This window comes from Massilia sp. AB1 (genome assembly GCF_018119385.1).
Classification (GTDB): Bacteria; Pseudomonadota; Gammaproteobacteria; order Burkholderiales; family Burkholderiaceae_D; genus Telluria.
Genome location: NZ_JAGKSG010000023.1, coordinates 34,936 through 49,318, shown reverse-complemented (window position 1 = coordinate 49,318; position 14,383 = coordinate 34,936). Strand labels below are relative to the sequence as shown.

The window sequence follows — 14,383 nt, the reverse complement described above, 5'->3', positions numbered from 1 at the left end:
CCCTTCCAACCGTAGTGGCAGAGTACGGTCTTGCGCCAAACCAATCGGGCGCAACAAACCTGGAGGGATGTGATGAACCAAGTCTTCTTGCCCCTGCCGGTCGCACTCGCGCTGGGCGCCGTGCTGCTGGTCCTGCTTGCGGTGACGGCTATCTTGGTCTCGTTGCGCAAGCCGGTCCGGGTGCGGGCGCCGGACTGGGTGCATGGACGCGAGTTCGAGGCAGCGCAGGGCGACGATGGGGAGAGCATGTTCCATCTCGGCTGCCGCCGGATCGAGCCTACGGCCGGCCTGTCAGTGCCGCCGGACGGCCGGCAATGAAGGACTCGCGGCCTGGCCGCATGAGGCGCGCTCAGCTACACTGCCGAGCATGGCGCACTTTACATTCTGCTGGGAGCTGGGCGGCGGACTCGGTCACGCCGGCCGCATCCGCTCGCTCGCACAGCCCTTGAGCGCGCGCGGCCACCGGGTCAGCCTGGTGCTGCGCGACCTCGTCCTCACCCGCAAGCTGCTGGCCGACCTGAAGCTGCCGAGCTTCCAGGCCCCGGTCTGGCTGCACCGCACCGCCGGCCTGCCGCCCGAGCCGGCCAGCCTGGCCGAGATCCTGCTCGCCTGCGGCTACCTCGACGCCGACGCGCTGTCCGGGCTGGTGGACGGCTGGCGCGCCCTGCTTACCCTGGACCAGCCCGATCTCGTGATCGCCGATTACGCACCGACCGCGCTGCTGGCCGCGCGCAGCATGGGGATCAAGAGCGCATCGGTTGGCGCCGGCTTTTATATGCCTCCGGCACACGCGCCTTTGCCGCCGCTGGCCCTGCACGGCGAACTGCCGGCCAGCCGCCTGGCCGCCGGCGAACAGCGCCTGCTGGCGTCTTGCAACGCGGTGCTGGCGGCGCACGGCGCAGCCCCGATCGCGCATGGCGCCGAGCTGCTGCTGGGCGATCATCCGCTGCTGTGCACCTGGCCGGAGCTGGACCATTACGGACGCGGCGGCGCCAGCACCTGGCTGGGACCCAACCTGCCGGCAGGCGGCGGCATCGCCCCGGAATGGCCGCAAGGAGAAGGGCCGCGCGTCTTCGTCTACCTGTCGCGCAACGGGGAGGAAGACAGCGCCTGCCTGGCGGCGCTGGTCCGCCAGGGATGCCGGGTGCTGTGCTATGCGCCCGCGATCGCGGCGGGCAAGGCGCCTCCATTCGCCGCGCCGGCCTTGCGCTATGCGCGCGCGCCGCTGGCGCTGGAGCAGGTGTTCGCGCAGTGCGAACTGTTCGTCGGCGTGGCGGGGGAGTCGAGTGTGACGCGCGCCCTGCTGGCGGGCGTGCCGGTGCTGTTGATGCCGCATTCGGCGGAGAGCTTCATGCTGGCGCGCCGGGTGCGCCATCTTGGCGCGGGCATCAACGTGGCCGAGACCTCCCGTCCGCACGACTGGGACGGGATGGTGCGCGCGCTCCTTGGCGCGCCGGGCTACCGCGCGGCGGCGAGGGCCTTCGCCGCGCGCTACGCGGACTACCGCCCCGGCGAGCAGGCGCGCATGCTGGCCGGGCGCTTCGAGCAGATGGTGGCTTAGGCGACGCGTACGCGCGCTGCGCCGGCTTCCATGCGGCCGATGACCGCGGCGTCGCCGAAGCCTTCGCGCTGGAACAGGGCCAGCACCTCGTCCACGGCGGACGGATCGCAGGAGACCAGCAGGCCGCCGGAGGTCTGCGGATCGGTCAGCAGGGCTTGCTGGGCCGGGGTGATCGCCGGGTCCAGGTCCACGTCCTTGCCGTAGGCGTCCCAGTTGCGGCCGGAGGCGCCGGTGAAGAAGCCGTCGTGGGCAAGCTGCAGCACGCCGGGGAGCAGCGGCACCTTCGCCATGTCGAGCTGCGCCGCCAGCCTGGCGCCGCGCGCCAGTTCCAGCAGGTGGCCCAGCAGGCCGAAGCCGGTGACGTCGGTCAGCGCATGCACGCCCGGCATGTCGGCCAGCAGGCGGCCTGGCTTGTTGAGCTTGGTGGTGTTGGCGATCATGGCGGCGTAGCCGTCCGCGTCCAGCTTGTCCTTCTTGAGGGCGGCCGAGAGCACGCCCACGCCCAGCGGCTTGCCGAGCACCAGCACATCGCCGGCGCGCGCGTCCGCATTGCGCTTGACCTTGGACGGGTGCACCAGGCCCATCACCACCAGGCCGTAGATCGGCTCGACGGAATCGATGGTGTGGCCGCCGGCGATCGGGATGCCGGCTTCCGAGCACACCGACTCGCCGCCGCGGATGATCTGGCCGATGGTCTCCAGGGGCAGCTTGTTGACCGGCATGCCGACCAGGGCCAGGGCCATGATCGGGGTGCCGCCCATCGCGTACACGTCGGAGATCGCGTTGGTGGCGGCGATGCGGCCGAAGTCGAAGGGATCGTCGACGATGGGCATGAAGAAATCGGTGGTGGCGATCAGGGCCTGCTCGTCGTTGAGCTTGTAGACCGCGGCGTCGTCGGCGGTCTCGATGCCGACCATCAGCTCCTTCGGCACCGGGAAGCCGCTGGACTTCTGGAGGATTTCCGCCAGCACGCCGGGAGCGATCTTGCAGCCGCAGCCGCCGCCGTGCGAGAAGGAAGTGAGTTTGATGGCTTGTTCGGGCGTGGTGCTCATGTCGGTTGCTATCCTTGTGTGTTGCGTTACATATTTGCGTGCAGCAGATTATCCACCAAGTCGCGCAGGGCCGCTTGTTCGGCCCCTGGGGCGAACAGGCGGGCGCGTTCGGCGCACTGGCGGCGCAGCAGCGCGTAAAAATCCGGGTCGGCGATGCTGCGCTCGATCAGGCGCGCCAGGGCCTCGTGGTCGCCGGGCGGGAAGTAGCCGGCATAGTCCGCGCCCAGCATCCCGCGGTTGCCGCCGATGTCGGAAGCGAAGACCGGCACGCCGCAGGTCACGGCTTCGATGATGACGTTGGCGCCGCCTTCCATTTTCGAGGCGATCGCCATGGCGTGGCAGCGCTTGAGGCGCTGGCGCGCGTCGGCGTGGGGCAGGGGTCCGAGCCAGCGGTAGCGCGGGCGAGGCTGCATTGCCGCTTCGCCCAGCGCCGGGTCGAGTGCGCCGCCGATGTGCAGAAGGCGCGCCGCCGGATGGGTGAGGTGCCCGGCGGCGCGGATGAAGGTCAGCGGGTCTTTTTCGTCGCGCAGGTGGCCGATCATGCACACGTCGATGTAGCGGCGTTGTGCCGGCGGATGCCAGGGACGCAGGGCTGGCGCCGACTGGTAGATGACGTGGGTCCGGGTGCGCAGCGCGGCGGGGAGCTGGTTGACGGCGTCGCCTTGCAGGGCGACCAGTGCGGTGGCGCGCTGCAGCGAGGCCTGGGCCTCCTGCGACTCGTGGATGTCGCGGTACACGTCGGTGCCGGTCAGGACCAGGAGCGCGGGCTTGTCCGGGTGCTTGTCGGTGAACGCCGCCAATGCCGCAGCAGAGCGGCGGGCGTGCAACGCGATCAGCAGGTCGGGGGCGGGATCGCCAGGTTGCCAGGTGTCGGTCACCTCGACTTCATGGACACTGCGCAAGAAACGCGCCCAGCGGCTGGCCGTTTGCCAATTGCCGTTGTTTGCCCGCGCCAGGGCGGGGCTGACGATGAGGATGCGCTTTCTCAATGCTCGTGTCTCCGTGTCGGAACCCAAGTTTATAAGAGCAGCCAGAAATAAAAAACGGCCACCCGCAGGCAGCCGTTCTTCACTACAGGCTTTTCAGCCCAGCTTATTCACCAAACGAACGACGCGAGCCGTCCATCGAGCGCGGGTGCGAGCCCTTGTAGCCGCCTTCGCGGCGCTGGCCGTCGCGCTGGCCGCCGAAGCGGTTGCCCTCACGCGGAGCAGGGGCGGCAGCGCCGGCCGGGCGGCGCTGGTCGCCGTAGCGCGGCGCGCCTTCGCGCGGAGCGCGTTCCGCGTACTGCGGACGCTCGCCCTGGCCTTCACGCGGACCACGGTCGGCGTAGCGGCTTTCGTACTGCGGACGCTCGTAGCCGCCGGTGCGCGGAGCGCGGTCGTACTGCGGACGCTCGGCCTGTCCTTCACGCGGCGCGCGGTCGTACTGCGGACGCTCGTAGCCGCCCTGGCGCGGACCCGAAGGCTTGCCGAAGCTGCGCTGGCCCGGCTTGCCGTTGCGGCCGTCGCCCGGCTTCCAGCCCGGACGGGCGGTCGGGGTGGCGCGCTTCGGCTCGAAGCCTTCCACCACGTCGACCGGGATCGGCTGCTTGGTGAAACGCTCGATGCGGCGCACGTTCATGTTCTCCGCGTGGTTCACCAGCGAGATCGCGATGCCGTTGCGGCCGGCGCGGCCGGTACGGCCGATACGGTGCACGTAGTCCTCGGGGAACTTCGGCAGGTCGTAGTTCACCACGTGGGTGATGTTAGGCACGTCGATGCCGCGAGCGGCGACGTCGGTCGCCACCAGCACCTTGATGCTGCCGCGGCGCAGGCTGTCCAGGGTGCGGTTGCGCGCGCCCTGGTGCATGTCGCCGTGCAGGGCGGCGGCAGCGAAGCCGCCGATGTTCAGGCGGTCGGCGATCATGTCGGCGTCGCGCTTGGTCGCGGTGAACACCACGGCCTGGTCCAGCGTCTCGTCGCGCAGCAGGTGGTCGAGCAGGCGGTTCTTGTGCGACAGGTCGTCGACGAAGTGCACCTTCTGCACGATGTTCTCGTGGCGCTTGGTGGCGCTGGCGATCTGGATCACCAGCGGATCGTTGGTGATGCGGCGCGCCATGTTGCCCACCACGCCGTCCAGGGTCGCCGAGAACAGCATGGTCTGGCGGGTCGACGGGGTGGCTTCGACGATCTTCTCGATGTCTTCGATGAAGCCCATGTCCAGCATGCGGTCGGCTTCGTCCAGCACCAGGATCTTCAGTTCCGAGAAGTCGATCTTGCCCGACTCCATGTGGTCGATCAGGCGGCCCGGGGTCGCGACCAGGATCTCAGGATTCTTGGACAACAGCTGCATCTGCTTCGGATACGGCATGCCGCCCAGGATCGACACGGCGCGGATGCGGCGCATGTCGGTGGTGTATTGCTCGGTCGCGTTGGTGACCTGCAGGGCCAGCTCGCGGGTCGGGGTCAGGACCAGCATCTTCGGCTGGGCCGGTTTAAAACGGACGCGCTCGCCGCGCGCTCGGGCCGACTGCGCTTCTTGCGCAGGAGTGCGGCTCATCGGGGCGGACTCGATGCCGGCCAGCTGGTGCAGGGCCGGCAGCATGAATGCCGCGGTCTTGCCCGAGCCGGTCTGCGAAGAGACGAGCATGTCGCGGCCGGCGATGCCGGCAGGGATCGCCTGCTCCTGCACCGGGGTCGGAGCGGTGTAGCCGGCAGCGGTAACTGCCTTGACGAGGGACGCGTGTAAGCCTAGTGCTTCAAAACTCATTGTATTCTTTACTCTTTCGGATAATTCATGCGCATTCGCGGCACAAACACTGCGAACGCAAAATAGCAACGCGAACCGACAAACGAAATGACTCAGAATGAAAGAAATTTCGGCACAAAAGCTTTGCGCCGGGACGGTGTCTGACAACGACACGCAGGGCGGGAGGGCTTTATGGGAGGCGCTCGAAAGAGCCGCCTGGGTTTGCGTAGCTGCTAAAAGTGCTGCTGCTGTGGGCTGTCGCCGGCGACGATGGTCGCGGATTTTTGCAGCGCACAAACCGTACTATACAGGAGTTTCGCAAAGCGTGCACGCACACGGCATAGCCGTGTGCACCTTGTGCCTTGCGGAAACGACTGGAAAGCGCTGCCGGATCAGCGGCGCTTGCGGGTCGAGCTGGTGTTGCGCGACTTCTTGGTGCTGGAGACGCCGGCCTTGGCCTTGAAGCGCTGGGCCTTGCCGGCCTTGGCGCGCTTGACGGCGCTGCGCTCGGCCTCGAAAGCGACCACGGCGTTGTCGATGATGTTCTCGGCGATGTCGGTGTGGGCCATGGCCGAGGTCTTCGGCACCAGGATGGTCGAACCGGCCTTGAGGCGGGTGCGGTCCGGGATGTTGTTGGCCTGGCGGATCACTTCCGGCGTGGTGCCGAACTTCGAGGCCAGCGATGCGATGCTTTCCTTGGCGCTGGTGATCTTGTGGGTGGTCCAGGACGACAGCGCCTTGCCGAACGAAGCCAGGTTGACGTGGAACTTCTCCGCGTTTTCCTTCGGCAGCAGGATCTTGGTCTTTTCGCCGCCGGTGATGACCGGCTTCTTGAACTGCGGGTTCAGGGCCTTGAATTCGTCGACCGACATCTCGGCCAGCTGGGCGGCGACGGCCAGGTCGATGTCGCTGGTCTTGTCGATCGCGGTGAAGTAGGGCTGGTTCTCGATCGCCGGCAGGGTCACGTTGAACTGGTTCGGGGCGGCGACGATGTTCTTCACCGCCTGCAGCTTGGGCACGTAGTTGCGGGTCTCGGCCGGCATCAGCTCGGCCAGGCTTTCGAAATCGGTCGGCTTGCCCAGCGCCTGGTTCTTCTTGATGGCGCGCTGAACATTGCCTTCGCCCCAGTTATACGCCGCCAGGGCCAGGTGCCAGTCGCCGAACATGGTGTACAGGCGCTGCAGGTAGGTCAGGGCCGCATCGGTCGAGGCGACCACGCCGCGGCGCTCGTCCTTGAACATGTTCTGCTTGAGGTCGTAGTCCTTGCCGGTGCCCGGCATGAACTGCCAGATGCCGACTGCGTTGGCGGTCGACAGGGCCTGCGGATTGAAGGCGGATTCGATCACCGGCAGCAGGGCCAGCTCGGTCGGCATGCCGCGCTTTTCCAGTTCCTGCACCACGTGGTACAGGTAGAGCGAGGCGCGGCCGGAGATGCGCGCCAGGTAGTCCGGGCGGCTGCTGTACCACTGGGCGTGGCGGTTGACCAGGGTGTTGTCGACGTCCGGAATCGCGTAGCCGCTGCGGATGCGCGCCCACAGGTCGGTTTCGCGGTACTCGTCGGCCTTGAAGTCGGTCTTGGCGGGGGCCAGTGCCTGCGGCAGAGCCGGACGGGCGTTTGCGGCGGCTGCCGCCAGCGAGGCGGGAGCGGACGGCGTGTCCATCGCGTGGGTCAGCGGTGCTGCGGCCAGGAGGCCCAGCGCGGCCAGCGCGAGGGTGGAGCGGGTCGTGTCGTGCATAGCGAGTCCAGTGTTGCGTTCAGGAACTAATCACATGGTTCAAGGGGCCAGTGTACGAATGAAGCGCTGAGCCAGTCAAGAAATAATCGGCCTCGGTTACAAAAAACTTTACTCAAGTCATTTTTGCAAGTTGGCATCATGAAAACTGAAGATGCCGGGAGTATCACACTTTTTGCCGCTAATTAAGGGCTGGGACGCCGGCATTTTCCGGATGCCCGGCGGGGTATGTTTCCCTTGGGTGGTGGAGCGGTGCACCGGCCTGAGCCTTGTTGGAACCTTAGCCTTGCCAGCCTGTCAACCTATGAGGCCGCGCAAAGAGTGCGTACAATCCGGTCTTCGCAGAATGCTTTTTCTTATCGAGATTCCATCATGAGTACCCCCAACCTGAATGTGGACGATGACGCCGTCATCGCCGCGACTCGCCGCTGGCTGGAGCGGGCCGTCATCGGCCTGAACCTGTGCCCCTTCGCCAAATCGGTCTACGTCAAGGAGCAGGTGCGCTATGTCGTCTCGAACGCCACCACCCCGGAGGCGCTGCTCGAGACCCTGATGGACGAGCTGCAGCACCTGTCGGACACCGATCCGGAGCAGGTCGACACGACCCTGCTGATCCATCCCTTCGTGCTGAACGATTTCGAGGATTACAACGAATTCCTGGACGTGGCCGACGCCGCCGTCGAGGACATGCAGCTCGAGGGCGAGCTGCAGGTGGCAAGCTTCCACCCGCAGTACCAGTTCGCCGACACCGACGTGAACGACATCGCGAACTACACCAACCGCGCGCCGTATCCGATCCTGCACCTGCTGCGCGAGGACAGCATCGCGCGCGCCGTGGAAGCCTTCCCGGACGCCGCCGAGATCTTCGAGAAGAATATCGACACCATGGAACAGCTCGGCCATGAAGGCTGGGACAAGCTCGATGTCGGCCCCGCGCGCTGACCAGGCGGGCGGAGCGCCCGCGCGTCCGGATACGCCCTGCGTGGCGGTCTGCTCGACCACCTTCGACGAAGTCTGCCGCGGCTGCGGCCGCACGGTCGCCGAAGTGGCGAACTGGGTCGCGATGAGCGCCGAGGACAAGGAAAGGGTGTGGGTGCGGATCCTGTCCCAGGGCTACCCGCGCCGCAACACCTGATTGATTACTCGTACTCGCCGATAAAGTCTTTTTTACCGATCGGCACCCCGTTATGGCGCAGGATCGCGTAGGCGGTCGTCACGTGGAAGAAGAAGTTCGGCAGCGCGAAGCGGGTCACATAGGCTTCGCCGCTCGGGAAGTGGCGCGCCCGTTCGCCGGCGCCGTGGGTGATGGCGCGCTGGGCGCCCGCGTCGACTTCCGCCTGCGCCACGCTGTCGACGAAGCCCAGGGTCTTGGTGATGCGCTGCTGCAGTTCGGAGAAGCTCTGTTCGTTGTCGTCGTAGCGCGGCACCTCGACCCCGGCCAGGCGCGCGGTGGTGCCCTTGGCAAAGTCGGCGGCGATCTGCACCTGGCGCACCAGCGGGAACATGTTCGGGAACAGGCGCGCCTGCAGCAGGGCGGCGGGCTCGATCTTGTTGTCCTGCGCGTGCCGTTCCGCCTTTTCCAGCACATCGGCCAGAGCGCCGAGGATCTGGCGGAACACCGGCACGGTGGCCGTATACATGGTCATGCTCATGCGTCTCTCCTTGAAAAGAATTCAATCATAGCAATTCCTGTCGCGCGGCGCAGACACCAGCGCGGCCGCAGGTGCATGCCGTCTGCATATTTAGTGACGCATGGCAAGCTTCTGTGCATAATCTGACAATGGCATTGCAAGTGCAATACCGCTGCGTCCGTCGGGCGCCCGGCTCTTCGGCGCCGCCACGTTCCATGTCCCGCTCATGTCCAAGTCCCGCATCGATCTCCGCGCCTTGCCGTCCCGCCTGATGCGGCTGTACGGCCGTTCCCTGTATGGGGCGCTGCTGCTGGTGGTGTTCGCCAGCCTGGCGGTGCCGGCCGCGGTGGGCGGCTATCTGCTGCTCGGCGTGAAGGAGCGCGAGGAGACCATCGCCTCCCTCAACGAAGCCGTGGAGCGCAAGGCCGAGGTGCTGGCCCTCGGCATGCAGGAATCGCTGTGGGACATGAACGTCGAGGCGGCGCGCTCGCTGGCCGATTCCTTCATGCGCGACCCGGCGGTGGTGCGGGTCGAGGTGCGCGGCCTGTCCGACGCCGACTTCATCGACGTGCACGCCCAGGGCGATCCGCTCGGACGCCTCTACCGCGCCGAGCGCGGCATCGTGGTGCGCGGCCAGCAGATCGGCCGCGTGGCCATCGAGATGGACGATTACCGCAGCCAGCAGGAGCTGAGCGCCAAGCAGCGCAACTACGCGCTGGTGCTGGCGCTGCAGGTGGGCGTGTCGCTGCTCCTGATCGCGCTGCTGCTCAAGCGCCGCCTGCTGTCGCCGCTGCGCACCCTGACCGGGTTTTCCGACCGCCTCGCGCGCGGCGACTTCGAGACCCCGCTGGCGCTGTCGGCCGGCGACGAACTGGGGCGCCTGGGCAACCAGATGGAGCGCATGCGCATGGCGATCCGCGACCTGTTCGCCGACATCGGCCGCCGCGAAGAACAGTTCCGCACCATCGTCACCCAGGTGCCGGGCGCGGTTTTCCGCGTGCGTCCGGGCGGACCGATCGATTTCGTCAGCGACGCCATCGAAGCCATTTCGGGCTATCCGGCCGAGCGCTTCATGCTGGCCACCACCGACAACTGGGAAGACATCATCCATCCCGAGGACCGGCGCATGCACCGCCAGCTGGTCAAGGATGCGGTGCTCGCCGGCCGCGCCTACGAGATCGAATACCGTATCCTCGATGCCGGCGGCATCGAGCGCTGGGTGCTGGAAAACGGCCAGCCTTTCGGGCGGCCGGACGGCGAGGCGTTCCGCGTGGACGGGATCATTTCCGATATCAGCGAGCGCAAGCACAACGAGATGCGCATCGAGGCCCTGCTGACCGAGCAGGGCGCGATCCTGGACAATGTGATGTTCGGCGTGCTGTTCGTGCGCCAGCGCCGCATCGTGTCGGCCAACCGCCGCTGCGAAGAGCTGTTCGGCTACGGCGACGGCGAGCTGGCCGGCGGTTCGACGGCGCTGCTGTTCGCCGGGGAGGCTGATTATGCGCGCGCCCTGAGCGAACACCACGAAGCCATGCGCCAGGGCGCGGACCATGGCGAGGAGCGCCAGTTCCAGCGCCGCGACGGCAGCACCTTCTGGTGCCTGGTGAGCGGCTGCGCGCTCGATCCGGCGCGCCCGGACGAGGGCAGCATCTGGGTGTTCGCCGACATCACCGAGCGCAAGCAGGCCGAGGAAAAGCTGCGCCTGTCCGCCACCGTGCTGGAACACATCGCGGACGGCGTCATGGTGCTCGACGTGGATGGCAGGATCGCCGCCACCAACCCCGCCTTTACCCAGATTACGGGGTATACCGAAGCGGAAGCCCTGGGGCGGCATTCGAACCTGACCCATGGCGCCTGCAGGGACGAGCAGTTCTGCCGCGACCTTTGGCGCGACCTGGCCGAGACCGGTTTCTGGCGCGGCGAACTGTGGGATACGCGCAAGAACGGCGAGGTCTACCTGGAATGGCTCACGGTGTCCGCGGTGCGCGACGACCACGATGCGGTGACCCATTATGTATGCGTGTTCAGCGATATCACCAAGGTCAAGGAATCGCAGGAAAAGCTCGACCACCTGGCCCACCACGACCCGCTGACCGCGCTGCCCAACCGCCTGCTAGTGCACGACCGCCTGCAGCACGCCATGGCCCGCGCGTCGCGCGACGGCGAGCAGCTGGCGGTGCTGTTCATCGACCTGGACCGCTTCAAGAACGTCAACGACACGCTCGGCCACCATGTGGGCGACGAACTGCTCAAGCAGGTGGCGAGCCAGCTGGCCGGCTGCCTGCGCGAAGGCGACACCCTGGCGCGCCTGGGCGGCGACGAGTTCCTGGTGCTGCTGGAAGGCGTGGACGGCGCGCTGGGCGCGGCCAAGGTGGCGGAAAAGCTGATGCGCATGTTCGAGCGTTCGTTCACGGTCTCGGGCTACGAGCTGTTCGTCACCGGCAGCGTCGGCATCAGCCTGTTCCCTCAGGACGCCGCCGACCTGAATATGCTGATCCGTAACGCCGACGTCGCCATGTACCAGGCCAAGGCGCGCGGGCGCAACGGCTATGCCTTCTACGCGCCGACCATGAGCGGCGAGGGCGTCGAGCGCCTGCGCCTGGAAGCCCTGCTGCGCCGCGCGGTGGACAAGAACGAGATCTTCCTGACTTACCAGCCGCAGGTGGAAATCGACAGCGGCCGCCTGATCGGCGTCGAGGCCCTGGTGCGCTGGCAAAGCCCGGAACTGGGCCTGGTGACCCCGGACCGCTTCATCCCGCTGGCCGAGGACACCGGCTTCATCGCCCACCTTGGGCAGTGGGTGCTGGCCGAAGCCTGCCGCCAGATGGTGGCCTGGGATGCGAAAGGCCTGCGCGTGCCCAAGATGGCGGTCAACCTGTCGGTGCGCCAGTTCGAGCGCGGCGGCATGGCCGGCATCGTGGCCGGCGTGCTTGCCGACACCGGCCTGGAGGCCGCCCGCCTGCAGCTCGAAGTGACCGAGTCGGTGATCATGAACACCGGCGACGCGCTCCAGTTCATCAACGACCTGCATGCGGTCGGCGTGGGGCTGGCGATCGACGACTTCGGCACCGGCTATTCTTCGCTGGCCTACCTGAAGCAGATGCCGGTGCAGACGCTCAAGATCGACCGTTCATTCATCAAGGATATTTCGACCGACGCCAACGACGAAGCCATCGCAATTGCTATCATTCAGCTCGGCAAGAGCCTGAACCTGTCCGTAATCGCCGAAGGCGTGGAGCGCGAGGAGCAGGCCGCCTTCCTCCTGCGCCACGGCTGCAACCGGGCGCAGGGCTACCTGTACAGCAAGCCGGTACCCGCGCACGAGGTGCTGGCACGATGGGGACACGATCGCAATGAGGAATTTGAAGCTGGTGCCGCCTCCGGCGCCGCAGACTGACCCGGCCTTACCCGCGCGGCGCGGCCGCCGGCGCTTTTTGATCGGCGGCGTGCTGGCGACCGGCGCGCTGCTGGTCGGCTGGGGCGTGCAGCCCCCGCGCCAGCGCCTGCACACGGCCGATCCGCTGCCGGTGACCGATGGCGCGGTGGCGCTCAACGGCTGGGTCGCGATCGCGCCGGACGGCACGGTGTCGGTGGTGGTGCCGCGCAGCGAAATGGGGCAGGGCGTGCACACCGCGCTGCCGATGCTGCTGGCCGAGGAGCTCGATGTGCCGCTGGCCGCCGTGCGCGTGGCCAGGGCCCCGATCGACAAGATCTTCGCCAACGTCGCCGTGATGCGCGAGAACCTGCCTTTCCATCCGGACGACGAGGGCGGCGTTAGCCAGGGCGCGAACTGGCTGCTGGCCAAGGTCGGGCGCGAGCTGGGCATCATGTTCACCGGCGGATCAAGCAGCGTGCGCGACGCCTGGACGCCGATGCGCGAAGCGGGCGCCGTGGCGCGCGCCATGCTGCTGCGCGCCGCCGCCGCACAATGGAAGGCGGACCTGGCCGACTGCCGCACCGAAGACGGTTTCGTGATCCATGCGGACGGCCGCCGCGCCGGCTATGGCTCGCTTGCCGCGCGGGCGGCCGAGCTGGGCGCCGAGGTCGATCCGGAAGACGTGCGCCTGAAGGAGCCGGGCGCCTTCCGCCTGATCGGCAAGCCGGTGCCGCGCGTGGACAGCCGCATCAAGACCGATGGCAGCGCGCGCTTCGGCATCGACGCGCGCCCGCCCGGGATGGTGTACGCGGCGCTCAAGATGTCGCCCGTGGTGGGCGGCAAGGTGGGCGGTTTCGATGCCGCGCAGATCAAGGGCATGCCCGGCGTGATCGCGGTGACCGATTTCTCGTCGGCGCTGGGCGAGCGCACCGGCGCTGGCGCCGGCGTGGCCGTGGTGGCGTCCAGCTGGTGGCAGGCGCGCCAGGCGGTGAATGCGCTGACGGTGAACTGGCACGAGGGCGAGCATGCCGCGCTGTCGAGCGAGGGCGTGTTCGAGCAGCTGGCGCGCGCCCTCGACGAGGAGAGCGGCTACGTGTACCACGACAGCGGCGCCCAGGAGGTGAAGACCGCCCGGCGCATCGATGCCGAGTACCGCGCGCCTTACCTGGCGCACGCCACGATGGAGCCGATCAACTGCACCGCCCAGGTGGCGGACGGCAAGGTCAGGCTGTGGGCCTCGACCCAGGTGCCGAGCATCGCGGTCGACGTGGCCGCGCGCGTGGCCGGCGTGGGGCGCGAGCAGGTCCAAATCGAGGTCATGCTGCTGGGCGGCGGCTTCGGCCGGCGCCTGGAAGTGGACATGGTGGCCCAGGCGGTGGCGGTGGCCGCCGCCCCGGCCGTGCGCGGCCAGCCGGTGCAGCTGATCTGGACCCGCGAGGACGACACCACCCACGACGTCTATCGGCCGGCGGCGCTGGCGCGCTTCCGCGCCCACCTCGACGCCGAAGGGAACATCGTCGCCTGGAACAACAAGTCGGCCAGCGCTGCCATCGGCCACCAGTACTTCCCGCGCAACCTGGGCTTGCCCGCCGTGGGGCCGGACAAGACCACGGCCGAGGGGGAATTCGACCAGCAGTATGCGATCGAGAACCTGCGCGTGGAGCACGTGACCGTCGACAGCGCGGTGCCGATCGGCTACTGGCGCTCGGTCGGGCATTCGCACAACGCCTTCTTCAAGGAGAGCTTCCTGGAGGAGCTGGCGCATGAAGCCCGCCAGGACAGCGTGGCTTACCGGCGCGCGCTGCTGGCGGGTCAACCCGCCGCGCTCGCGGTGCTGGACGCGGCGGTGAAGCAGGCCGGCGAGCCGGCGCCAGGCCGCGCGCATGGCGTGGCGCTGCACCGCTCTTTCGGCACCACGGTGGCCCAGGTGGCCGAGGTGTCGGTCGAGGGCAAGGATATCCGCGTGCACCGCGTGGTGTGCGCGATCGACTGCGGGATCGTGGTCAACCCGAACATCGTGGCCCAGCAGGTGGAATCGGCGGTGGTGTTCGGGCTGTCGGCGGCGCTGGGCGGCGAAATCACCCTGCGCGACGGGCGCGTGCAGCAGTCGAACTTCGGCGATTACCCGGTGGTCCGGATGGACCGGGCGCCGCATGTCGAGACCATCATCATGCCGAGCGCGGCGCATCCGGAAGGCGTGGGCGAACCGGCCGTGCCGCCGGTGGCGCCGGCCGTGGCGGCGGCGCTGTTCAAGCTGACGGGGCAGCGGCTGAGAAGTTTGCCGCTACGGCTGGCGTAGGGTG

11 protein-coding genes are annotated in these 14,383 nt (G+C 67.8%); 6 read left to right on the top strand and 5 right to left on the bottom strand.

Features of this window, described 5'->3' with window-relative positions; all coding sequences use genetic code 11:
* Window positions 1-72 precede the first annotated feature (72 nt).
* Together J8847_RS14555 and J8847_RS14550 are read left to right on the top strand one after the other, a co-directional pair.
* Window positions 73-318 carry a hypothetical protein gene (locus tag J8847_RS14555; RefSeq protein ID WP_211525432.1) on the top strand — a complete coding sequence of 82 codons (246 nt, stop codon included), beginning with the start codon at window positions 73-75 and terminating at the stop codon, window positions 316-318.
* 49 nt (window positions 319-367) lie between these two features.
* Window positions 368-1,561 carry a glycosyltransferase gene (locus J8847_RS14550; protein WP_211525431.1) on the top strand — a complete coding sequence of 398 codons (1,194 nt, stop codon included), beginning with the start codon at window positions 368-370 and terminating at the stop codon, window positions 1,559-1,561.
* On the opposite strand, the gene selD is transcribed toward J8847_RS14550, so the two are convergent.
* The 4 genes from selD to J8847_RS14530 form a co-directional block, all read right to left on the bottom strand.
* Window positions 1,558-2,613, bottom strand: a complete 1,056-nt coding sequence (selD, locus tag J8847_RS14545; protein WP_211525430.1) for a selenide, water dikinase SelD — start codon at window positions 2,611-2,613, stop codon at window positions 1,558-1,560. The two genes, J8847_RS14550 and selD, sit on opposite strands and share 4 nt — an antisense overlap.
* Before the next feature lie 26 nt (window positions 2,614-2,639).
* Window positions 2,640-3,602 (bottom strand): selenoneine biosynthesis selenosugar synthase SenB, encoded by a 963-nt coding sequence (gene senB / locus J8847_RS14540; RefSeq protein WP_211525429.1) that lies wholly within the window; start codon window positions 3,600-3,602, stop codon window positions 2,640-2,642.
* Window positions 3,603-3,705: 103 nt separating this feature from the next.
* A complete protein-coding gene (locus J8847_RS14535; protein ID WP_211525428.1) occupies window positions 3,706-5,361 on the bottom strand; it encodes a DEAD/DEAH box helicase in 1,656 nt (551 codons plus the stop codon).
* 371 nt (window positions 5,362-5,732) lie between these two features.
* On the bottom strand, window positions 5,733-7,076 hold the full coding sequence (locus tag J8847_RS14530; protein WP_229429933.1) for a transglycosylase SLT domain-containing protein: 1,344 nt from the start codon (window positions 7,074-7,076) through the stop codon (window positions 5,733-5,735).
* A gap of 369 nt (window positions 7,077-7,445) precedes the next feature.
* Between J8847_RS14530 and J8847_RS14525 the strand changes: the two genes are divergently transcribed.
* Both J8847_RS14525 and J8847_RS14520 read left to right on the top strand, forming a co-directional pair.
* Window positions 7,446-8,015, top strand: coding sequence for a DUF1415 domain-containing protein (locus J8847_RS14525; RefSeq protein WP_211525427.1), 570 nt, complete (start codon window positions 7,446-7,448; stop codon window positions 8,013-8,015).
* Window positions 7,996-8,208: a DUF1289 domain-containing protein gene (locus tag J8847_RS14520; RefSeq protein WP_211525426.1), complete on the top strand. Its 213-nt coding sequence runs from the start codon at window positions 7,996-7,998 to the stop codon at window positions 8,206-8,208. Before J8847_RS14525 ends, J8847_RS14520 begins: the two co-directional genes overlap by 20 nt.
* A gap of 4 nt (window positions 8,209-8,212) precedes the next feature.
* Here the strand turns inward: J8847_RS14520 and J8847_RS14515 are convergent, their stop codons facing one another.
* Window positions 8,213-8,725, bottom strand: a complete 513-nt coding sequence (locus J8847_RS14515) for a DUF1993 family protein (RefSeq protein ID WP_211525425.1) — start codon at window positions 8,723-8,725, stop codon at window positions 8,213-8,215.
* A 205-nt stretch (window positions 8,726-8,930) separates the two neighbouring features.
* Between J8847_RS14515 and J8847_RS14510 the strand changes: the two genes are divergently transcribed.
* Both J8847_RS14510 and J8847_RS14505 read left to right on the top strand, forming a co-directional pair.
* The gene (locus J8847_RS14510) at window positions 8,931-12,101 is read left to right on the top strand and encodes an EAL domain-containing protein (RefSeq protein ID WP_211525424.1); all 3,171 of its coding nucleotides are present in this window, start codon (window positions 8,931-8,933) and stop codon (window positions 12,099-12,101) included.
* Window positions 12,058-14,379, top strand: coding sequence for a molybdopterin cofactor-binding domain-containing protein (locus tag J8847_RS14505; protein WP_211525423.1), 2,322 nt, complete (start codon window positions 12,058-12,060; stop codon window positions 14,377-14,379). The genes J8847_RS14510 and J8847_RS14505 overlap by 44 nt, the downstream gene beginning before the upstream one ends.
* Window positions 14,380-14,383 lie beyond the last annotated feature (4 nt).